Below are 21,308 nucleotides of genomic sequence, written 5' to 3'. Positions count from 1 at the left end.
GATCGAACCCGGGCGCGGAGAATCGACACCGGCGCCATCCGAAACCGGATTGTCTCGAATACGCCTATGTCGCTTCTGGGGCCCTTGTTTTATACGACATACCTCCTCTAAATTCACTTCCTGCACGTTCACGTTCTGGAATGCCCGCGTTCCGCAGTCGCGCGGTCGGGATTCCGTCCAGCGAGGAGGTCCCCGGTGGAGATCGACCACTTCAGCCACGGCTGGCTCACCCCCGTGGTCGCGTACGTCATGTCGTTCACCGGGTCGTTGCTAGGGCTACGGTGCATGAGCCGGGTGCGCGGCGGTTCGATTTTCGACGGCTGGCTCATCGCCGCGGCCGTCGCGATCGGCGGCACCGGGATCTGGGTTATGCATTTCATCGCCATGCTCGGCTTCCGGATCGATGGGGCCGCCATCAAATACGATGTCCCCGTCACGCTGGCCAGCGCGGTGATCGCGATGATCGTCGTCTGGATCGGACTGTGCCTGGCTCGGCAGAGCCGGCTGGGCAACCGGGGTCTGCTGATCGGTGGCGTGGTGACCGGTCTCGGCGTGGGCGCCATGCACTACGCCGGGATGTACGCCATGAAAACCGATGTGCAGCTCGGATACGACTGGCCCACCGTAATCCTGTCGATGATCATCGCGGTACTGGCCGCGACCGCCGCACTGTGGTTCACCCTCAATGTGCGCGGTACCCTCGCCACTCTCGGCGCCGCGCTGGCCATGGGGGTGGCTGTGGCCGGAATGCACTACACGGGGATGTTCGCCATGCATATCGGCGATCAGCAGCACCATATGCCGCCGTCGGGCGCCGGAGCGGCCCAGCTGCTCACGCCGCTCATCGTGAGTGTCAGCCTGGTGACCGTCGGCATGCTTTTCCATCTGGGTCTCACCGAAGTCGGCGGCGCGGCACCACTCACCCGGCGTCCCGCCACCGACAACTACTGGCCCACTCGGGACTGAACCCGGGGCGCGAGTGACCGAAGTGCGTCACGTGACGTGACCGAGCCATCGAAAGTCTCCGGCGGCACCGTTCGGCGCTGGATTGCCACGACCTGACAGCACCGTGATCCGGTGGCCGGCGGGCACTCCGCTACCTGTAGGCGGTCGAGCGGCGCACCGTGCCGCCGGGTGATACGAGGCACGAACTCGGGCACGCCGTGACGCCCACTAGGCTCGGGGAGTGCGGCAGCGGATCATCGTGGATGTGGATACCGGCGTGGACGATTCCCTCGCCCTGCTGTATCTGCTCGCCAGTCCGGACGCCGAGATCGCGGGCATCGCCGCCACCGCCGGAAACGTGCCCGCCGGCCAGGTCGCAATCAACAACCTGGCGTGGCTGGATCTGGTCGGCGCACCGGATATCGAGGTAGCGCTGGGCGCCACCGACCCACTCGAGGTGCCGCTGCGCACCACCGAGGACACTCACGGACCACAGGGCGTCGGCTATGCCGAACTCCCGCCTCCTACCCGGCGGATCTCCGACCGCAGCGCGGCACAGATGTGGGCAGACCTGGCGCGAGCACATCCCGGTGAACTTCTCGGCCTGTGCACCGGACCGCTCACCAACCTCGCCCTCGCGCTGCGGATCGAACCCGAACTCCCGCGGCTGCTGCGCCGGCTGGTGATCATGGGCGGGGCGTTCAACCATCCGGGTAACACCACCCCCACCAACGAGTGGAACATCCACGTCGACCCGGAAGCCGCGAAAATCGTTTTCGACGCCTTCTCTGCCGCGCCCGCGCACCGGCGTCCAGTGGTCTGCGCACTCGATATCACCGAAACCATCGAGATGCGGCCCGCACATCTCGCCCGGCTGGCCGACCGGGCCGGAAGCTTTCCGATCGAGACGGTTTCGCCGGCGGACCCGCCCTCAGCCCGGTCGGTCGCGAGCAATCCGATCATCCGCCACGTCACCGACGCCGTCCGCTTCTATTTCGATTTCCACCACGGCTACGACCTCGGCTATCTCGCCCATATGCACGACCCGTTCGCGGCGGCGGTGGCACTGGACCCGGCGCTCGCCCGGACCCGGCCCGCGACGGTGGACGTGGAGCTCGCCGGTACCCTCACCCGGGCCACCACCGTCGCCGACTGGGCGGGCATGTGGGGCCGCCCGCCCAATGCCGATATCGTCGTCGCCACCGACCCCGACCGGTTCTTCGACCGGCTGGTCACCCGGATCGGCGACTATGCTCGCGCGCGGTTCCCCGCGGCCGGCGGTGAACAACGGCTCACCGCCGAATCGAGTTGACCCGAGACCCGAGGAGAACCTGCCCGTGACCACACCCGGTGGCTCCGAGATCCCGGCCGACGAGGCGTACCTGGCGCAGTTCCGGCAGCGGCTGGGGCTGCCCGGATTGATCGATGTGCACACCCATTTCATGCCCCACCGGGTGATGCGCAAGGTTTGGGCATACTTCGATTCGGCCGGGCCGCTCACCGGGCGGCCCTGGCCGATCACCTATCGGGACGAGGAAGCGGTCCGCCTCGAAGCGCTACGCCGATTCGGGATCCGCGCCTTCACGGCACTGGTGTACCCGCATCGCCCCGATATGGCGGCCTGGCTCAACGACTGGACCGCGAAATTCGCGGCCGAGGTGCCGGAATGCCTGCACACGGCGACGTTCTATCCCGAACCGGCCGCGGCCGAATACGTACCGGCCGCACTGGAACAGGGCGCGCAGGTCTTCAAAGCACATATTCAAGTGGGCGCCTACGACCCCCGCGACCCTCTGCTGGAACCGGTGTGGGGCGCGCTCGCCGACGCACAGGTCCCGACGGTGATCCACTGCGGTTCGGGACCGGCGCCCGGTATTTTCACCGGCCCCGAACCGGTCGAAGAGGTACTTCGCCGCTTCCCCCGGCTACGCCTCATCGTGGCGCATATGGGAATGCCGGAATACCGCGAGTTCCTCGACTTGGCCGACCGCTACTCCGGTGTCCACCTCGATACCACCATGGCGTTCACCGATTTCGCCGAGGAGGGCAGCCCGTACCCGCCGGATGCGCGGAAGCGGTTGTCCGATTACGGCGACCGGATCATGTTCGGCAGCGATTTCCCGAATATCCCCTACCCCTACCGCCATGCCGTGCAGGCCCTGGAACGCCTCGACCTCGGCGACAACTGGCTGCGCGCGGTCTGCTACCACACTGCCGCAAAGCTTTTCGCTCTCGATTGAGCCCCGAACGACCGGCCACACAATCCGTTCCGGTGGGCCCACGCCGCATACTCGAGTGCGCATATCCCGGCGCCGCCATCGCCTGTTCAGACCGGAAGAGGCCCGGCAGTGCTGTGCACCGCCGGGGCCCCGGTCAGCTGTCGAACGCGTCCAGTAACCGTTCCGCGGCGAGCGCCGCAGTGAGCGCACCCGCCCGCACCTGCGCCTCCACGTCGCCGCGGATCGATTTCACGTTCGGATTGTCGGCCAATCGGCGCAGCAGTTGATCGTGCACCATGGTCCACGTCCAGTCGACCTGCTGGCGGCGCCGCTTCTCGGCGAACTCCCCCGCCTCGGTGAGCACCCGGCGATGTTCCAGCACGGTCTGCCAGAACTTGTCCAGCCCCGTGCCCTCCAAACCGCTCATGGTGAGCACGGGCGGTTTCCACAGCGCATCGTGCGGATGGATCAGCCGCAACGCACCGGACAGTTCCCGGGCCGCGCTCTTGGCCTCGATCTCGTGTTTACCATCGGCCTTGTTCACCGCGACCAGATCGGCCAGTTCCAGCACACCCTTCTTGATGCCCTGCAACTGGTCGCCGGTGCGGGCCAGGGTGAGGAAGCAGAAGACGTCGACCATATTCGCCACCGTCACCTCGGATTGGCCGACGCCGACGGTTTCCACCAGGATCACGTCGTAACCGGCCGCCTCGAGCAGCGCGATGGTCTCCCGGGTGGCCTTGGCGACCCCACCGAGCGTCCCGGCGGTCGGCGAGGGCCGGATGAAAGCGTTCGCCTCCACCGACAACCGCGCCATCCGGGTCTTGTCACCCAGGATCGACCCGCCGGTACGGGTGGACGAGGGATCCACCGCGAGCACCGCTACCCGGTGCCCCTGCTGAATCAGGCTCATACCCAACGCGTCGATGAAGGTGGACTTTCCCACGCCGGGCACCCCGGTGATACCGACCCGGTTCGACAGGGCCGCACCGGGTTCCGGGGTCAGTTTCAGCAGCAGCTGCTGGGCCTGCTCCCGATGGTCGGCCCGGGTGGACTCGACCAGGGTGATCGCCCGGGCGAGGGCGGCCCGCTCACCGGAGCGGACCGCCTGCGCGAGCGCGTCGACATCGATGGCTCGCGCGTTCATCCCTGCGTATTCGCCTCGGAACCGGTTGCGCCGGAACCGAGCTCGTGACCGAGCGCGGCGCCGAGCTTACGCAGCAGATCGATCGCGGCGTCCGCGATCACCGTGCCCGGCGGGAAGATCGCCGCAGCGCCCGCCTCGTAGAGCTCGTCGAAGTCACCGGGCGGGATGACCCCGCCGACGATGACCATGATGTCGGGCCGGCCGACATCGGCCAATGCCTGCCGCAGGGCGGGCACCAGCGTGAGGTGACCGGCCGCCAGCGAGGACACACCGACGACATGCACATCGTTGTCCGCGGCCTGGCGGGCCACCTCTTCGGGGGTCTGGAACAGCGGGCCCACATCGACGTCGAAGCCGAGGTCGGCGAAGGCGGTGGCGATCACCTTCTGGCCGCGGTCGTGACCGTCCTGGCCCATCTTCGCGACCAGGATGCGGGGACGCCGGCCCTCGGCCTCGGCGAACTCCTCCACCAGATCCCCGGCGGTGGTGATGTTGGTGACCTTGCCGGCTTCGTCGCGATACACACCGGACAGGGTACGGATCTCGGCCTGGTGCCGGCCGTAGACCTTCTCCAGGGCGTCGGAGATCTCGCCGACCGTCGCCTTCGCCCGGGCCGCATCGATCGCGAGCGCCAGCAGGTTGTTCGCCATCCCGCCGCCGGACGACGCGGCGGCACGGGTCAGTTCGGCCAGTGCCCGCTCGACAGCGCCCTGGTCGCGGTCGGCGCGCAGTTGCCGCAGTTTCTCGAGCTGTTCGGCGCGCACCCGCGAATTCTCGACCTTGAGGACCTCGACCTCGTGATCCTCGGCGACCTGGTACTTGTTGACGCCGATCACCGGCTGCTGGCCGGTATCGATACGGGCCTGGGTCCGGGCCGCGGCTTCCTCGATCCGCAGCTTCGGGATGCCCTCACCGATGGCCTGCGCCATCCCGCCGTGCGCCTCCACCTCGGCGATATGCGCGCGAGCGCGTTCGGCGAGCTGATGGGTCAGCCATTCGACGTAGTAGGAACCACCCCACGGGTCGATCGGGCGGGTGGTGTTGGACTCCTGCTGGATGAGCAGCTGGGTGTTGCGCGCGATCCGGGCCGAGAAATCGGTCGGCAGCGCGAGCGCCTCGTCGAGTGCGTTGGTGTGCAGCGACTGGGTGTGCCCCTGGGTCGCCGCCATCGCCTCGATACAGGTCCGGGCGACATTGTTGTAGGCGTCCTGCGCGGTCAGCGACCAGCCCGAGGTCTGCGAATGGGTCCGCAGCGACAGCGATTTCGGGTTCTTCGGATCGAATTTCGCGACCAGTTCACTCCACAGCAGCCGGCCGGCACGGAGTTTCGCGACCTCCATGAAGAAATTCATGCCGATGGCCCAGAAGAACGACAGCCGGGGCGCGAACTTGTCGATCTCCATCCCGGCGTCGATACCTGCCCGCAGGTACTCCACGCCGTCGGCGAGGGTGTAGGCGAGTTCGAGATCGGCGGTCGCACCGGCTTCCTGGATGTGGTAGCCGGAAATCGAGATGGAATTGAACTTCGGCATCTTCGCACTCGTGTAGGCGAAGATATCGGAGATGATCCGCATCGACGGTTTCGGCGGATAGATATAGGTGTTACGGACCATGAACTCTTTCAGAATATCGTTCTGAATCGTTCCGGCCAGCTGCTCCGGCGCCACGCCCTGTTCCTCCGCCGCCACCACATACAGCGCCAGGATCGGCAGCACCGCGCCGTTCATCGTCATCGAGACGCTGACCTGGTCGAGCGGGATCTGGTCGAAGAGCTGGCGCATATCGAGGATGGAATCGATGGCCACGCCCGCCATTCCGACATCGCCCTGTACGCGCGGATGATCGGAGTCGTACCCGCGGTGGGTGGCCAGGTCGAACGCCACCGACAGACCCTTCTGACCGGCCTGCAGGTTACGGCGGTAGAAGGCGTTGGAATCGGCCGCGGTGGAGAAACCCGCGTACTGGCGGATGGTCCACGGCTGGTTCACATACATCGTCGGATACGGTCCGCGCACGAACGGCGCGACACCGGGGACGCTGTCGAGCGGGAATCCCGCCGCGGCGACGGCATCCCGATCGGCCTTGGTGAAGACCGGCGGCACATCGATCCCCTCGGGGGTCGACCACACCAGCTGCTCGGGGGCATAGTTGTTCGCCGTCGCCGATTCCTGGACGAAGGCAACGCGTGCGCTCTCATCGGCCGCGGCGGGGGTGAAACCCGGCTCGGTGAGCGGTACGTCGGCGAAACTGCCGACCACCTGCTCGATTCGCTGTGTCGTCATCAGGCTCCCACCTTCTCCAGCAGGGCGGTCAGGGCGGCGACCGCGTCGATCCGGGCCGCCAGGAAGCCGTCCGGCCGCCTGGCCTCGTCGATACCGGCCACGACCTTCTCGGGTCCGGCCAGCAGTACCGTTTCGACACCGGCGCCGCGCAGTTGTTCCACCGCGCCCGCGGCGTCGGTGCCGTACCGGGCGTCGGTGCCGCAGAGCACCGCGATCGTCGCCCCGGATTCCTGTGCCGCCGCGGCGATCTCGCCGTCGGCCAATGGTCCCGGATTGATGGATTCGATCCCGCCGGAAGCCAGCAGGTTGGCGATGAACGTGACCCGCACATTGTGCTCGGCCACGGTTCCCAGCGGCACCAGCAGCGCCTGCGGGCGGGTGCCGTGCGCCGCCAGGTAGGTATCCGACCGGTCACGCAGCGCTTCGAACGCGGCGCCGTACCGCTGTCCCGGCCCCGCCGTACGAGCCGCCTCCGACAGCGGCGCCTCGGCCAGGTTCGGGAATTCGTTGACGCCGGTGACGGCGGTCCGGCGGTGGGCGATATCGCTGTCCCGCCGCGTTTTCGTCGCACCGATCCGGGTACCGAGCAGTCCGGAGTCCAGCGCCGCACGGTAGCCGCCGGCGGCCTCGAGTTCCTGCATGAATTCCCAGGCGGCCGCGGCCAGATCGGCGGTGTACTGCTCGACGTACCACGAACCCGCGCCGGGGTCGTGCACGTGCCCGAGATGGGACTCCTCGAGCAGCAGCAGCTGGGTGTTGCGGGCCATCCGTTCCGAGAACGAGGCCGAGACCCCGAGTTCACCGGCGGGGAGTGCGGAATCGAACGGCAGTACGGTGACGGTATCGGCGCCGCCCACACCGGCACCGAAGGCGGCAAGGGTGGTGCGCAGCAGATTCACCCAGGGGTCGCGACGGCTCATCATCGCCGCGGAGGTCACCGCGTGCTGCGGAGCCGCGCCTTCCGACGGCGCGCCGAGGGCGTGGGCGACCCGCGCCCACAGGCGGCGTGCTGCCCGGAACTTGGCGATGGTGGCGAATTGGTCGTCGGTGGCGGCGAACCGGAACTCCACCTGGCGCAGCGCCTCGGGAACCGATATCTCCCCCGACAGCACGCGCAAGTACTCGAGCCCGGCCGCGACCGCGGCACCCAGTTCCTGGGCGTCGGAGGCACCGGCATCGTGGAAGGCGGTGCCGTCCACGGTGATCGCGCGGACGGATTCCGGCCGCGCACCGGCCGCGGCGGCCAGGGCGGTGGTCTCGGCGAGGCCGAGGTCATCGGTTCCGGCGAACTCGGCGGTGAGCGGGGCCGCACCGAGGGAGATTCGGATCGCGGCACGGTCGGGCGCCGAGTACCGGTCGACCACCTCGTAGACGGCCGCGGCCGCTTCGGCGGTGTCGGTGCCGGCACGCAGGGCCAGCGGTGCCAGCTCGAACAGCAGGCCGTCGAGCGCGGCGGCCAGATCGCCTACCGGCACACCGTGCGCACCGACGCCGAGTTCGACGGCGCTCGCGCCGTTCTCCAGGCCGGCGGTCAGTTCCCGGTTCGCTGCCGCCGCATCGGCGGCGTCGATACGAACGTTGACGAACCAGCCGCGATGGACATCACGGGTGGCGTCGCCGCCGCGGACGAACGGGTAGGCGCCGGGTAGCGGCTGCTCGGGCAGTTCGTCGCGGCGCGTGTACAGCGGTGCGATTTCCAGCCCGTCATAGGTGGACTGGTTCAGCAGCTTTTCGGGTTCCGCACCGAGTTCGGCCGCATCGACCTTGCGGGTCTTGGCCAGCACACCCGCCACACCCTTGCGCCAGGCGGGATATTCGGGCACCGCGGACGAGGACGGATCAGCCCCGGCCGCGGGCTCTGCAGCAATCGGCATACCCTGTTCCCTCTTGTCGTTCCAGTACAAGCGCACCAACTACGTGCGCGGGTACCTTGGCATCCGCCCAGCTCAGCGAATACTTTGGTTAACGGGCATTCAGCCCGCCCCTTCCGATGCTAGCCGGGGCGCCCGTATCGAGCGCTCGGGGCCACCGCTACCAACGAGTAACCTCGCCAGGCCGAGGCATCCGGCCGTCCGGCCCGCTACTGTTCACGGCCGCGCCGACCGATCGCACAACCGCCGCGCGCCGCCACCGCCCGGCCACAGCGTCGGCACCGATTGCCGCGGCACGGTCGGCGCTCGGTAATCTCGCCCGGTGTCCCGCATCCTCCGCGACCGTCGGCTGGTCCTCGTGCTGTGCCTCGCCGCGGTCGTCTGCGCGGCGGCACTGCTCACCCCGCTGCCCGATCCCCGCCAGATCCAGGAATGGGCCGAGGGGGCCGGTCCCTGGTTCCCGGTGCTGTTCTTCGCGGCGCACACCCTGATCATCATCGCGCCGGTGCCCCGCACCGTGTTCACGGTGGCGTCAGGGCTGCTCTTCGGCCCCGTCGTCGGCCTCGGCGTGGCCGTCACGGCTTCCCTGCTGAGCGCCGCGGCGGCCTTCCTGCTGGTCCGCGCGTTCGGCCGGGACCGGGTGGCGCCGTATCTGAACCACCCCACGGTGCAGATCATCGACGACCGACTGCACCGGCGCGGCTGGCTCGCGGTCGGCGCGCTGCGCCTGATCGCGTTCGCACCGTTCTCGGTGGTGAACTACTCGTGCGCGCTGTCCTCGATCCGTTTCTGGCCTTATCTGGGCGCCACGGCCGTGGGAATCCTGCCCGGAACGGCCGCCACCGTGGTGCTCGCCGACGCACTGACCGGCGGCACGCATCCGGTCATGGTCGGGGTGTCGATCGCTTGCATCGCCGCCGGCCTCCTCGGCCTGGTGATCGATCAGCGCTGGAAACCGGTCGCCAACGCCCCGGCCACGATCTCCGGGCCCCCTTCCGGCATATCGCCGGCCACAACGCCGGGCGATATCGTCGCGGACCGATAGCCACAGTCCGGTTACCGTTCACGCGAACTGAGTGGCCGCGCAGACGTGGAGGTTCATCGGTTACTTCCGATCCCCGCCACCGGGTAACCGAGTGGTCGTTCCCATGCGGATCCTCGCCGACGACCCATCGTGATCCCGGAGTGAGATACGCCTACCGGCCGGCAGCGTCCGGCCAGGCATCGCCGGTTTCCCCGGCGCGCAACGGCCGCCGGTCGCACTGCGGTGGCGGTGTGCCCGCCCGCCGCGCCGCGGCTTCGTCCAGCCAGTCCTGGGCGTAACGGTGCACATCCTCGGTGGCCGGTGGCGGATCGTCGCCGAGAACCACGTCGGCGTGCTCGGGCACGACACGCAGCACCGAACCGATATTGTGCAGGCACCCGGCGATACCGCGATCGTCGGCCAGGTCGTCGTAGCGGGTCAACGCCAGCTGCCAGCAGCGCACTGCGCTGCGGGAGTCACCGCGTGCCCAGCACACCGCGCCGGCCAGTTCCTGGACAAGGGCACGGCCCGCGTCGTCCTCCTCGTCGGCGGCGCGCACCGCGGCCAGCTCGAGCCGATCCGCGGCCGCATCCAGCCGGCCCTGTTCGATATGCGCTACAGCCAGATTCGTGAGCACACGTACCTGGTTGGTCACATCTTCGCGCGGTAGCCGCCACCATGCCGCCCGTAAGAGGTGCACCGCGTCCGCCAGATCATCCGGCGTTGCGGCCGCGGTCAATCGCTCCAGCGCCGCGCGGTGCTTCCACCGCGCCGCCAGGCCCGTTGCCCGTCCGCGTATCCCGCAGAGCGGATCGGTGGGCTCGGTGGAATTCTCGCGCCGAGCCAGACTCGGAGGGAGCACCGGCTCGTCGACGGTCTGCGCCCGATGTGTCCGGGCACCGGACCGTCCCGGCTGCTGCGCACTCCCGAGGTCGTGGGGTTGCGGCTGCCGCAACTCCATCGACCGCGTGTACCAGCTCATCGCCGACCGTTCGGTCAGGTTGCTGAGGCTCGCCGCCACCGCGGCGCTCTGGTCGTCCCGGATCCGGACCTGATGCGCATACCAGATATCCAATGCGTCGGCGATCCGGACCAGCTGTACGACCGTGGCCGGAGGTATCGTGCGTACGCCGAGGCGGCCACCGAGCGGTAGATCCTCTGCTCCGGACAGCGCGGAGACTCGTTCCACCAGCGCCACCAGGTAGGTCTCCTCCGCGGCGAACCAGCGCCGGGCACCGGGCGCAAAGGGAATCCTGGTCAACGCGAGTGCCCAGCTCGAGGCCTGATCGGCACAGTGCGCGAGCAAGGCGAACAACGCCGCCGGCCAGATCTCACCGGCGCGGACCTCCGGCGCCGCCGGGGTTTCCGGGACTTTCCCGAGCACATGGTGGTCACCACTGCGGTGCAGGACGCGGCCGTGTTCCAACCACTGCCGGAGACCGGGCGCTGTGCGCGGATCGCCGAGCGGCACGGGCTCCTGTGTTTCGGAGTCCACGGGTCCGGGGAGCGGGCCGGGCAGATCGTCGTGCACAGCCGCTATCGCGGCCAGCACCGCGTGCAGGGTCGCGGTGTCGTAACTGCGTACCGGAAGTTCACGCAGCGCGGCGACAACTTCGCTACGCCATCCCGGGATACCGGGCAGTACAGCCGGCGAGGCCAGGTCTCGCGGCACCGGCGGTCCGGACGGCCGTGTCCCGTCCAGCACCGCGAGCGCGTCCCGGCGGGTGGCGAGCCGGAGCCGCGCCCGCCGCTCCATCGCCAACCGGTAACCGGCGTACACCACCGCGATCAGCACGATCAGCACCGCCAGCCACCGCAACCCCGAAGAGAGCAGCCGGACCCCGTCGCTCTCCCCGAACGAGTTCATCACCAGATTGCGTCCCAGTTCGATCAGCAACGTGGTGGCGATGACCGAGAGACCGCCCAGCACACCCGGTACCACCACGGAACGCGGTAGCGGTTCGTTCATCGCAGCACTCCTCCGGTCAGGCCGGGGATGATCCAGCGCCGCCAGGTCGCCAGCACCAGCGCCACCGGCAGTACGGCCGAGATCAGCGAGCCGGCCGCGAGTTGCGCGGCGTTCTCCCCGAACTGACGTGCCTCGCCCCACAGCAGCAGCGACCACGGCGACGCACCCGCACCGCTGACCAGCAGACCGACGACGAAATCGTTCCAGACCTGGACGAATTCGAGGACCGCCACCGCGACCACAGCAGGTCCGGCCGCCGTGAACAGCCGGCCCGCGATCGTTCCCGGCGCGGCCATCCCGCGCAGCGCGTCCGCGGCGGGGCTACCCCGCGGCGCGACGACCGCGCCGCGCAGGATCAGCACCGCGATCGGCAGACCGGCGGCGACATGGACGAGCACCAGCGGAATCCGGGTACCGGAGAGGCCGTGATCGTCGATGAATGTATCGAGTGGCCCCAGATACGCCTGTACCGGCAGGACGGCGAGCACCACCAGCGCGGTCACCGTGCCGCGGGCCGACCTCCCCTCCGGGGCGACGGCGAGCCGATATGCCAGCGGCGCCGCGGCGGCCACCACGACAACTGTCGCGAGGAAGGCAACCCATAGGGTCGCCTGGATGGATTTCCGCAGCGCCGGATCCGTCCACATATCGGTGAACGCGCTCAGCGACCAGCCACCGGTGCCCTGCAGCGCCACCACCAGTAATGCGATCAACGGCAGTACCGCCGCGATCGCCACCAGCCCGAACCCGGCGGTACGGGCGTATCCGGCGAGCCCGCCGGCGGAATCGGCGGGTCCCGTGTAGGCCACCGCCGGGACCGGGGACACGCCGGGCGGCCGGTCGCGGAGATCGCTCTGCAACGCCCACGCCGCCATCGCGACCAGCACGGTGAGCGGCAGGGCGTACGCGGCGGCCTCGCCCGCGGTGGCCGGATCGGCGGCCAGCCGCCACCAGTGCACCGTGGCACTGTCGAGCCGGTACTGCACCGATCCCGGGACGCCGATCAGCACCACATCGAAAACCCGGGCGGCAGCGACACCGACGACGAGTCCGGCCACCAGCAGCACCGGCCGCTGTAGCGCGAAAAGCCGCCGATACAGGGCGAATCCGGATTCGTTCGTGATCCGGCTGTACCGCACCGGATCGGCGGTGAGAGCGCGGATACTCGCCCGGAACAGCGCGATGAGGAATCCCAGCCACGTCCACAGGAATGCCGAACCGAGCATCATCACGAACCACGCGCGGTAACCCGGGAACCCGTCGAACCCGACGTATGCGCCCGAGTACTGGAAGACGAGCCGGAATGCCACACCGGCGACGAACGCGGAGATCCCGAACGGCACGATCAGCGGCAGCAGCCACAGGCCCCGGGTGTTGCGACTCCACCAGGCGAGCACCATCGCCGCGACCAGCAGTACCGCCGCGAAACCCATCCAGTACAGGCTGCGCGCATACGGCCCGCCGAGCAGATACAACGCAATCACCGCCACCACCGTGATCGACATCGGCGCCGCCCACCGGCGTAGCCGATCCGCGCCCGTATCGGTGCCGGCGGGTACGGCATCGTCCATCTGCCGCGCGTCCGCTCGGCGGGTACGAAGCACCGCGCCCACGAATGCGGCGGCCAGGATCGCGCAGCCCACCACCAGCCACAAACGGGTCCGGACCGCCAGCACCACGGTGACGCCCGCCGGGATCAGCAACATCACCAGCAACAGCACCGCGGGTGTACCGGCGATCCGAGTGATACCCCGGGGCGGCGGGCTGCCCGGCACCAGTGGGCCGCGCAGACGAGCGAGCGGCAGTTCCAGGTCCACACCATGGGCGCGATAGGTCCGCGACAACCGGTCCGCCGCCGGGCGCCGCACCCCCGGGACTCCCGGATCCGGCTCCGCCGATGTCATCGCCACCCCCGTTCGAACCGTGTCAGTGTCGCCACCGCGGTATCGGTGGCAACGCCCACGTCACCGCCGGCATCACCGACGGTGATCAAGAATTCGGTGAGCACCCGCCACAACCCCTCCCGGCCGCCGACGGCGCCGATCCGATCGGACAGGTCGAATGCGGGCCAGGTGGGTAGCGAGGCGGCCGGTTCCGATGCCCACGCCGAATACCGTGCCCGAGTCCGTATGTTCGGGCCGAGGAATCCGCCGATACCCTCGATCCACGGCAACGGCGCCTGCGCATCGGCCAGCGCGCGCACCACGGCATCGGCGCGATCTCCCGCGGCGCGGGTGAGCACCATGACATCGCCACCGACGATGCGCGGTCTGTCCCGGTCCGTGGCCACCGCGGGAAAGGGCACCACGCCCGCCGCGGATTCGGGACGGCCCGCCCTGCGCAATGCGTCGCGCACCACCGGTTCGGCGAAATCGGGGGCCGCCACTGCCAGGGCGCGGCGGTGTTCGAAAACATCGCGCACCGCGTCGGCGAACTGCCGGACCAATGCGGTAGCGACCCCACCGGCCAGTGCCTCTCGCACGCCCCACAGATCCCCGAGCCGGGCGAACGTCTCACGGACCGCCGGTGTATCCCAGGCCCGTTCCCCGGACCCCAGTGATTCGTACACCGCCGGTGATTCGGCCAGCAGCAGATTCTCGAACAGGTCCGTCAGGACCCAGCCGTCGGCCGCGCCCAAGGACAGGAACCGCCGGTTGGTGCCCGCCAATCGCCGCACGCCTGCCGACCAGTCATGCAGTGCCCAACTCGCCGGGTCGCCGGCCCGGAGCCCGGCGACGGCTTCCCGGTCGTACCAGACCAGTGATTTGGCAGTCGCCTTGAACGGCACGCCGTAGGGACGGCCGTCGTGCTGACACAACCGGCGCCAGTGCTCGGCGTACCGCGGTCCCTGCGCATCGAACCAGAGATCCTCCGGTACCGGGCGTAACCGGCCGTCGGCGATCAGCTCGCGAACCAGGCCGGCCTGCGGGAGCATGACGATATCCGGGGCGGACCTCCCGCGCGCGGTGAGCGCGGTGTCGATCTCGTCGCCGAGGGGTACGACCTCCACCGGTTCCGGTAGTCGCGTGCCCGCGAGCACCGACCGGAAGGCCGCCAGTTCCGGACCGCTCCACGACACCGCGATCCGCACCGAACCCGGCGCACCGAGAAGAACATCCGGCGAGCAGGCCGCCAGCAGCGGCAGCACCGCCGCGGTCCGGAGCACGGTACGACGTGTCCTCACCCGGTTCCCCCGATACCCATGTCCAGCAGAGGGTTTCGATTATCCCTCACGCCGTGGCACGGCGGCGTGGTTTCGCCGGATGACCGAGCCGGTCACCCGGCGGGCCGGAACGGGCGAGCTACTGCTGATGCGGTGGCCGCGGCTCCTGGTGGTATTGCTGCTCGGGCATGCCCGGCTGCTGCGGTTGCACGCCGTACGCGGGACCGGGCCGTGGCGGCATCACCGCTTGCGGGGGCTGTTGCCGCGGCGGGGTCTGCGGTTCCGATTTGCTCGTGTTCACGGGCGCCGCCGTATCCACCGGCGTCCGTGCCACGGACTCCGCGGCCCGCACCGCGCGCTCGACGGCCGGATCGGTACTGGTATCGAACCAATCCGCGACCTCGTCGGCATCATCGGCCGGTTTCCCCGCGGCCTCGTCCTCGGCCGGGGGTTCGTACCGGAAGACACCGTCCTCGCCCTTGGTGGCGAAATTCTTGGCGAACCCCTCCAGCGCCTTCCCGAAATCGCTCGGCACCAGCCACACCTTGTTCGCATCGCCCCGCGCGACCATGGGCAGGGTCTGCATGTACTGGTAGGCCAGCAGCTCGGGAGTCGGTTTGCCCGATTTGATCGCGGCGAAAACCTTTTCGATCGCCTTGGCCTGTCCCTGCGCCTGCAAGTAGGAGGCGGCACGCTCACCCTGGGCCCGCAGGATGCGGCTCTGCCGTTCACCCTCGGCAGACAGGATCGCCGACTGTTTGGCGCCCTCGGCGGAGAGGATCTGCGCCTGTTTGGCGCCCTCGGCTGTTTTGATCTGCGATTCCCGGGTGCCCTCGGCGGTGAGGATCATGGCCCGCTTCTCGCGGTCGGCCTTCATCTGCTTTTCCATCGATTCCTGGATCGAGGGCGGCGGATCGATGGCCTTGAGCTCCACCCGGGCCACCCGCAGGCCCCAGCGGCCGGTGGCTTCGTCGAGAACCCCGCGCAGCTGATTGTTGATCTGGTCGCGGGAGGTCAGCGTCTCCTCCAGGGTCATCCCGCCGACCACATTGCGCAGGGTGGTCACGGTGAGCTGTTCGACCGCGGCGATATAGTTGGAGATCTCGTACACCGCCGCCTGCGGCTGCATGACCTGGAAGTACACCACCGAGTCGATCTGCAAGGTCAGATTGTCCTGGGTGATCACCGGTTGCGGCGGGAAGGACACCACCCGTTCCCGCAGGTCGACCTTGGCGCGGATCCGGTCGACGAACGGCACCAGGAACGTCAGCTGCCCCGAGACCGTCCGCGAATACCGGCCGAGCCGTTCGATCACCGCGGCCTCTGCCTGCGGTACCAGCGCGATCGACTTGAAAACCACCACAGCCGCCAGTACCACGAGGGCGGCGACGAGTATCAATGCAGCCATTACGGGCCCTTCCAGACGACCGCGGTCGCCCCGTCGATCTTCATCACGTACACGGTCGCGCCCTCCGGGTACTCCTCCCCCGGGTCCAGGGACCGAGCGCTCCACACTTCGCCGCTCAGTTTCACCCGGCCGCCGTGTTCACCGACCGGTTCCAGCACCAGCGCGGTCTTCCCGGTCAGGGCGTCCACATTGGTCGGCGTCGGTGGCGGAGTCCCGAAGCGCCGCAACAGTGTCGGCCGGACACCGAGCAGCAGCACCACCGCCGATATCGCGAAAACCACCGCGTCCACGACGACGGGGGCATCGGTCAGGAAGCTCACCCCCGCGGTCAGCAGCGCGGCGGAACCGAGCATCAGCAGCGTCAGTTCACCGACGAACATCTCGGCAGCCGCCAGCAGCACGCCGGCGACCAGCCAGACAATAGCGGCCACGCCGCCCAGCCTAGTGGGATATTGCCCGGCTCGGGGCCCGGACCGCGACACCCCGCCCCGGCAGCCGCCGCGAAAACCGCCGATACGCTACTTTCGGGCCGGTGAGCGATCGATACGGCGATATCTTTTCCGGCCACCCGCGCACCGCGAAACGCACCGTCGCACAGGTCGTGGCCGAACCCGACCTCGTGGTGGAGGACGCGGCCAGCGGCTTCTGCGGTGCGGTGGTGGGGTTCGACCGCACATACGACGGCGATTTCGTGAAATTGGCGGACGCCCGCGGCGCGGTACGTCTTTTCGCGTTACGCGAGGCGGCTTTCCTCATCGACGGTGAACCCGTGACCCTGTTGCGGCCGGCGAAAGCGACGTCCGCGAAACCCACCCGTTCGGCCTCCGGTTCGACCCGCGTCGAGGGATTGCGCGCGAAAGTCGCGGCACCCAGCCGCATCTGGGTAGAGGGCGTGCACGATGCAGCGCTGGTGGAGCGGGTCTGGGGTCACGATCTGCGGGTCGAGGGTGTGGTGGTGGAGCATTTGGAAGGACTGGACAATCTCGCTACCCGCCTGGCCGAATTCGGGCCCGGGCCCGGTAAACGTGTCGGCGTCCTGGTGGATCACCTGGTCACCGGTTCCAAGGAGACCCATCTCACCACCGGGCTCGGCGAATTCGTCCTCGTCACCGGGCATCCTTTTGTGGATGTCTGGCAGGCGGTGAAACCCGCGGCCGTCGGAATACCGGAATGGCCGCGCATCCCTCGTAACGAGGACTGGAAAACCGGTGTCTGCCGCCGACTGGGCTGGGGCACACCGCAGGACGGTTGGCGGCGGGTGTACTCGGCGGTGAATTCGTTCCGGGATCTGGAGGCGCCGCTGCTCGGTGCGGTGGAGCGGCTTATCGATTTCGTCACCGAACCGGGGCAACAATTCTAACGCGTGCCGACAGCCTGCGCAGACGCCGCCCGCCGACTGCCGACACCCTTTATGCTCGATGATTATGTGCTCTCCCAGTGCCACCCTCACGCTGTGGGCCGGTTCGTGGCTCGCGGGTCGCAGCGCGCCCGACGACGTCCTCGAGGCGTTGCACGCCTGGGCCCCGCGGCACACCCTGGCCGCCGGTGATCCGGTGACCGGTGGGCGCACGGATGTGCCGTGGACCGCACTCGGGGATTCCGCCGCGACGGCGGTTATGCCGTTGCTCAAGATGATTCGGCAGGCGCTGGCCGAGCCCGGCGCGGAGCTGCGGCTGGTGCTGCCGGTACCCGGCGATGTCCGCGGGCTCCCGGTGGGGACGGCCTTCGCCACCGATGCGATCGAGGCGGGCGAGGGAATTCTCATCGGAGTTCCGGGGGCCGACGGCACCGGCCTCATCCCCTATCACACGGATGATTCCACGCTGCAGTGGACGGTCTACGCCGTCTCGATGCCGCCGGCCGCGGGCCCCGATATGTCGCTGGGCGAGGCCGAGTACGCCATGCGCGAAGCCGTCCGTGATGCCGCCGACGCGCTCATGCGGCTGCACACCACCGGCCTGGGCGCGGGCGACGCGGATCCGCGCGAACTCATCGAGGCCGAACTGGCCGACTACTCCCGGCACACCTACCCCGATTACGTGCCGCTGCGGGCCAAGCGCATTCTCGACACCGCCGACCATGTGGCGGCGATCCTCACCGTCGCCCAGCGCGAGCCCGCCTCCGCACCCACCTCGGCGACCGCCGCCACTGCCCACGAATCCCTGCTCCGCCCGCTCTGGGACGCGATCCGCGCCGCCCGCCTCGTCGCCGTACACACCGCAGCTCCGCAGACACGCTGAACTCATCCCGGCGCGATCCGGCCGACGCGAACCCGGCCCGGGGAGCGACGTAGAGGTGGTGCAATGGCGACACGGTATACACCGGCACGGCGCCTCCGGAATCAGGAGTGCGGACGACCCCCGGGACGCCGGACCGGTTCGCAACAGCCGACGGCACAGAGCGCACCGTCGACCGTGCAACCGTAACCGGGCACCTCGCCGAGGCGACGCGGTGATGTTCCGCGCAACTGCTCGCCGATCAGCTCGACCACCATCTCGGCGAATCGGCCGTCGGTCCCCGGTGTCGCCGCGCGGGCGAAGACGATACCGAGTTCGGCGGCTTTCGCGGCGGCTTCGTTGTCGAGATCCCAGATCACCTCGAGATGATCGGAGACGAAACCCACCGGACAGACGATCACGGCATCGAACCCCTTGTCCGGCAAGGTTTCCAAATGATCGACGATATCCGGCTCCAGCCACGGGACCTGCGGCGGTCCCGACCGCGACTGCCATACCACGTCGTAATCACCGAAACCTGTTGCGGCCGCGCACAACCGCGCGGTTTCGGCTACCTGACGACTGTAGAGGCGGCCACCGTCGGCAGGTGGTCCGGCCGCGTTGTCGGCCGCGACCGGCACCGAATGCGCCGTGAACACCAACCTGGTGCGGTCGAGCCGATCGGCGGGCAACGAGGCCCGGGCCGCGCGTATCGCGTCGGCGAATGCCTCGATCAACAGCGGGTGGTCGAAATACTGCCGGAGCTTCACCAGTTCCGGAGCGCCGGAGCCGACTGCCGCCCGCGCCCGGGCGATATCTTCGTCGTACTGCCGGCACCCCGAATAACCGCCCCAGGCCGAGGTCGGGAACACCAGGACCGAACGCACTCCGTCGGCGGTCATCTGCGCCAGCGTGTCCTCGACCATCGGATGCCAGTTGCGGTTGCCGAAATACACCGGCAGGTCCAGGCCGGCACGCGCCAGCTCGGCCTCCACCGCGGCGATGATCGCGCGGTTGCAGGCATTGATCGGTGACACCCCGCCGAAATGCAGATAGTGCTCGGCGACCTCGGCGAGGCGTTCGGGTGGGACACCGCGACCGCGGGTGACGTTCTCCAGGAACGGCAGCACATCCTCGGGGCCCTCGGGTCCACCGAAGGACAGCAGCAGTAGTGCGTCGGCCACGCGGGCCACGGCGCCTCCTTCCGGGTCCGGTGCTCAGTCCAGCGGCATGTTCTCGGGGAACCAGGTGTTGTGGCTGGCCCCGCCGTCGACATAGACGATCGATCCGGTGGTCGCCGGCAGCCAATCCGACAGCAGTGCCACGATCGATTTGCCGACCACCTCGGCGCCGCCGTCCCAGCCGATCGGGGACGCGCCGTCCCAGTACGTATCCAGCTGTTTGAGCTGTTTCGCGTCGTCGGTCGCGGTTCCGGCGATGGCCTTGGCCGCAAGAGTTTTCACCGGGCCCGCGGCGATCAGGTTGGACCGGATCTTCTTCGCGTACCCGACCTCGCGCGCCACGTACCGGTTCACCGATTCCAGCGCGGCCTTGGCCACACCCATCCAGTTGTAGTACGGCATGGCGGTACGGGGATCGAAATCCATTCCGACGATCGACCCGCGCTCGTTCATCACCGGCAGTACCGCACGCGCCAGCGCCGCATAGCTCCACGCCGAGATCTCGAAGGATTTCGCGGCATCCGCGCTCGGCCCCTCCAGGAACGGTACGGCATCCGGACCCATCAGGGTTTTCGGCGCGAAGGCGATCGAATGCAGCACACCGTCGATACCCTCGGGTGCGAGGCGGCGCAGCTCGTCGGGCAGTTTGTCCAGGTCCTCCTGGTTGGTGACGTCGAGCCCGATGGCCGGCGGCACCTCCTCGGGCAGTCGCTTGGCGATCCGGTCGATCAACCGCAGGCGCTCGGTGAGGCCGGTGATGATCACCCGGGCCCCCTCCTTCTGCGCGATCGCCGCCGCATGGAATGCGATCGAGGCATCGGTGATGATGCCGGTGACGAGGATCGTCTTGCCTTCGAGCAATCCGCCCATGAGTTCTCGGTTCTCCCTGATGTGTGGTGTTGTGTATCGCGCTCGACCGCCGGCGCCGCGCTCACCGTATCGCCGGCGCGGCTGTCGAGATGTGCTCGGTGACCTGTGGACGGGTCAGTGCCCCATACCCATACCACCGTCGACCGGGATCACCGCGCCGGAGACGTAGGCCGAATCCTCCGAGGCGAGGAAGCTGATCACGGCCGCGACGTCCTCGGGTTTGCCGACTCGCTGCAGCGGGATGAACTTCTCGGCCATCTCCCGCATCTCCTGCGGCAGGTCCTTGGTCATATCGGTCTCGATGAAACCGGGCGCGACGACATTGGCGGTGATCGACCGCGAGCCGAGCTCACGAGTGATCGAGCGCGCGAGCCCGACGACGCCGGCCTTCGATGCGGCGTAGTTGATCTGCCCGGCCTGACCAGCGAGACCCACCACCGAACCGAGGAAGATCATCCGGCCCCAGCGGGCACGCAGCATGGCCCGGTTGGCCCGCTTGGCACACCGGAAGGCACCGGCCAGGTTGGCATCGACCACCTTGGTGAACTGCTCTTCACTCATCCGCATGAGCAGCGTGTCGTCGGTGATACCCGCATTGGCCACCAGTACTTCCACCGGCCCCTGCTGCGCCTCGACCTCGGAGAAAGCCCGATCCACCGATTCACTGTCGGTGACATCGCATTTCACGCCGAGCAGGCCCTCGGGTGCGCCCGAACCGCGATGGGTGACTGCCACCTTGTGGCCGTCGGCGTGCAGGCGCTGCGCCACCGCGAGCCCGATCCCGCGGTTGCCGCCGGTCACCAGAACCGAGCGTGCTGTGAAGTTCGACATGGGGACAAACCTACCTGGCGGCAGCGGTACCACTCGCATGGGACGTCCACCCATATTTCCCCCGTGTACTTGTGCGTCTCTAACAAAAACCAGCCATCCGGCACGGGGCGGGGTTCGGTATCGACCCCGGCCCGTGCACGGCGTGCTCACCGGCCCCGGGGAGGGCCGGTGGATCCGGTTAC

17 protein-coding genes are annotated in these 21,308 nt (G+C 68.7%); 6 read left to right on the top strand and 11 right to left on the bottom strand.

Annotated elements, in window-relative coordinates:
- Positions 1-195: 195 nt before the first annotated feature.
- The 3 genes from QH195_RS03280 (at position 196) to QH195_RS03270 (ending at position 3,185) form a co-directional block, all read left to right on the top strand.
- A complete protein-coding gene (locus QH195_RS03280; protein ID WP_280434274.1) occupies positions 196-966 on the top strand; it encodes an MHYT domain-containing protein in 771 nt (256 codons plus the stop codon).
- Between the two features lie 220 nt (positions 967-1,186).
- On the top strand, positions 1,187-2,257 hold the full coding sequence (locus tag QH195_RS03275; RefSeq protein WP_280434273.1) for a nucleoside hydrolase: 1,071 nt from the start codon (positions 1,187-1,189) through the stop codon (positions 2,255-2,257).
- Positions 2,258-2,282: 25 nt separating this feature from the next.
- Positions 2,283-3,185, top strand: a complete 903-nt coding sequence (locus QH195_RS03270) for an amidohydrolase family protein (protein WP_280424748.1) — start codon at positions 2,283-2,285, stop codon at positions 3,183-3,185.
- A gap of 133 nt (positions 3,186-3,318) precedes the next feature.
- Here the strand turns inward: QH195_RS03270 and meaB are convergent, their stop codons facing one another.
- The 3 genes from meaB to QH195_RS03255 are packed head-to-tail and all read right to left on the bottom strand — an operon-like array spanning position 3,319 to position 8,467.
- Positions 3,319-4,311, bottom strand: a complete 993-nt coding sequence (meaB, locus tag QH195_RS03265) for a methylmalonyl Co-A mutase-associated GTPase MeaB (protein ID WP_280424749.1) — start codon at positions 4,309-4,311, stop codon at positions 3,319-3,321.
- Positions 4,308-6,593: a methylmalonyl-CoA mutase gene (scpA, locus tag QH195_RS03260; RefSeq protein WP_280434272.1), complete on the bottom strand. Its 2,286-nt coding sequence runs from the start codon at positions 6,591-6,593 to the stop codon at positions 4,308-4,310. Before scpA ends, meaB begins: the two co-directional genes overlap by 4 nt.
- Positions 6,593-8,467 (bottom strand): methylmalonyl-CoA mutase family protein, encoded by a 1,875-nt coding sequence (locus QH195_RS03255; protein ID WP_280434271.1) that lies wholly within the window; start codon positions 8,465-8,467, stop codon positions 6,593-6,595. Before QH195_RS03255 ends, scpA begins: the two co-directional genes overlap by 1 nt.
- Positions 8,468-8,786: 319 nt before the next feature.
- On the opposite strand from QH195_RS03255, the gene QH195_RS03250 reads away from it, so the two are divergent.
- Entirely contained in the window at positions 8,787-9,509 is a 723-nt protein-coding gene (locus tag QH195_RS03250) for a TVP38/TMEM64 family protein (protein ID WP_280434270.1), read from the top strand.
- Between the two features lie 151 nt (positions 9,510-9,660).
- Here QH195_RS03250 and QH195_RS03245 read toward each other — a convergent pair whose 3' ends face one another.
- From QH195_RS03245 to QH195_RS03225, 5 genes are all read right to left on the bottom strand, one after another.
- Positions 9,661-11,457 (bottom strand): tetratricopeptide repeat protein, encoded by a 1,797-nt coding sequence (locus tag QH195_RS03245; RefSeq protein WP_280434269.1) that lies wholly within the window; start codon positions 11,455-11,457, stop codon positions 9,661-9,663.
- Entirely contained in the window at positions 11,454-13,361 is a 1,908-nt protein-coding gene (locus QH195_RS03240) for a hypothetical protein (protein WP_280434268.1), read from the bottom strand. Before QH195_RS03240 ends, QH195_RS03245 begins: the two co-directional genes overlap by 4 nt.
- Complete coding sequence (locus QH195_RS03235) at positions 13,358-14,641, bottom strand: ABC transporter substrate-binding protein (protein ID WP_280434267.1); 1,284 nt, start codon at positions 14,639-14,641, stop codon at positions 13,358-13,360. Before QH195_RS03235 ends, QH195_RS03240 begins: the two co-directional genes overlap by 4 nt.
- Positions 14,642-14,759: 118 nt before the next feature.
- Positions 14,760-16,028 (bottom strand): SPFH domain-containing protein, encoded by a 1,269-nt coding sequence (locus QH195_RS03230; protein WP_280434266.1) that lies wholly within the window; start codon positions 16,026-16,028, stop codon positions 14,760-14,762.
- Positions 16,028-16,459, bottom strand: coding sequence for an NfeD family protein (locus QH195_RS03225; RefSeq protein ID WP_280424761.1), 432 nt, complete (start codon positions 16,457-16,459; stop codon positions 16,028-16,030). The genes QH195_RS03230 and QH195_RS03225 overlap by 1 nt, the downstream gene beginning before the upstream one ends.
- 101 nt (positions 16,460-16,560) lie before the next feature.
- On the opposite strand from QH195_RS03225, the gene QH195_RS03220 reads away from it, so the two are divergent.
- Together QH195_RS03220 and QH195_RS03215 are read left to right on the top strand one after the other, a co-directional pair.
- A complete protein-coding gene (locus QH195_RS03220; protein WP_280434265.1) occupies positions 16,561-17,388 on the top strand; it encodes a DUF3097 domain-containing protein in 828 nt (275 codons plus the stop codon).
- A 64-nt stretch (positions 17,389-17,452) separates the two neighbouring features.
- The gene (locus QH195_RS03215; RefSeq protein WP_280424763.1) at positions 17,453-18,268 is read left to right on the top strand and encodes a hypothetical protein; all 816 of its coding nucleotides are present in this window, start codon (positions 17,453-17,455) and stop codon (positions 18,266-18,268) included.
- Positions 18,269-18,369: 101 nt separating this feature from the next.
- Here QH195_RS03215 and QH195_RS03210 read toward each other — a convergent pair whose 3' ends face one another.
- From QH195_RS03210 to fabG1, 3 genes are all read right to left on the bottom strand, one after another.
- Positions 18,370-19,437 carry a ferrochelatase gene (locus QH195_RS03210; protein WP_280434264.1) on the bottom strand — a complete coding sequence of 356 codons (1,068 nt, stop codon included), beginning with the start codon at positions 19,435-19,437 and terminating at the stop codon, positions 18,370-18,372.
- 24 nt (positions 19,438-19,461) lie between these two features.
- Positions 19,462-20,295: an NADH-dependent enoyl-ACP reductase InhA gene (gene inhA / locus QH195_RS03205; protein WP_280424765.1), complete on the bottom strand. Its 834-nt coding sequence runs from the start codon at positions 20,293-20,295 to the stop codon at positions 19,462-19,464.
- Positions 20,296-20,409: 114 nt separating this feature from the next.
- The gene (gene fabG1 / locus QH195_RS03200) at positions 20,410-21,126 is read right to left on the bottom strand and encodes a 3-oxoacyl-ACP reductase FabG1 (RefSeq protein ID WP_280424766.1); all 717 of its coding nucleotides are present in this window, start codon (positions 21,124-21,126) and stop codon (positions 20,410-20,412) included.
- Positions 21,127-21,308 lie beyond the last annotated feature (182 nt).

This window comes from Nocardia carnea, from assembly GCF_029868855.1.
Lineage (GTDB): Bacteria > Actinomycetota > Actinomycetes > Mycobacteriales > Mycobacteriaceae > Nocardia > Nocardia carnea_A.
This window is presented reverse-complemented; position numbering and strand designations above follow the sequence as displayed.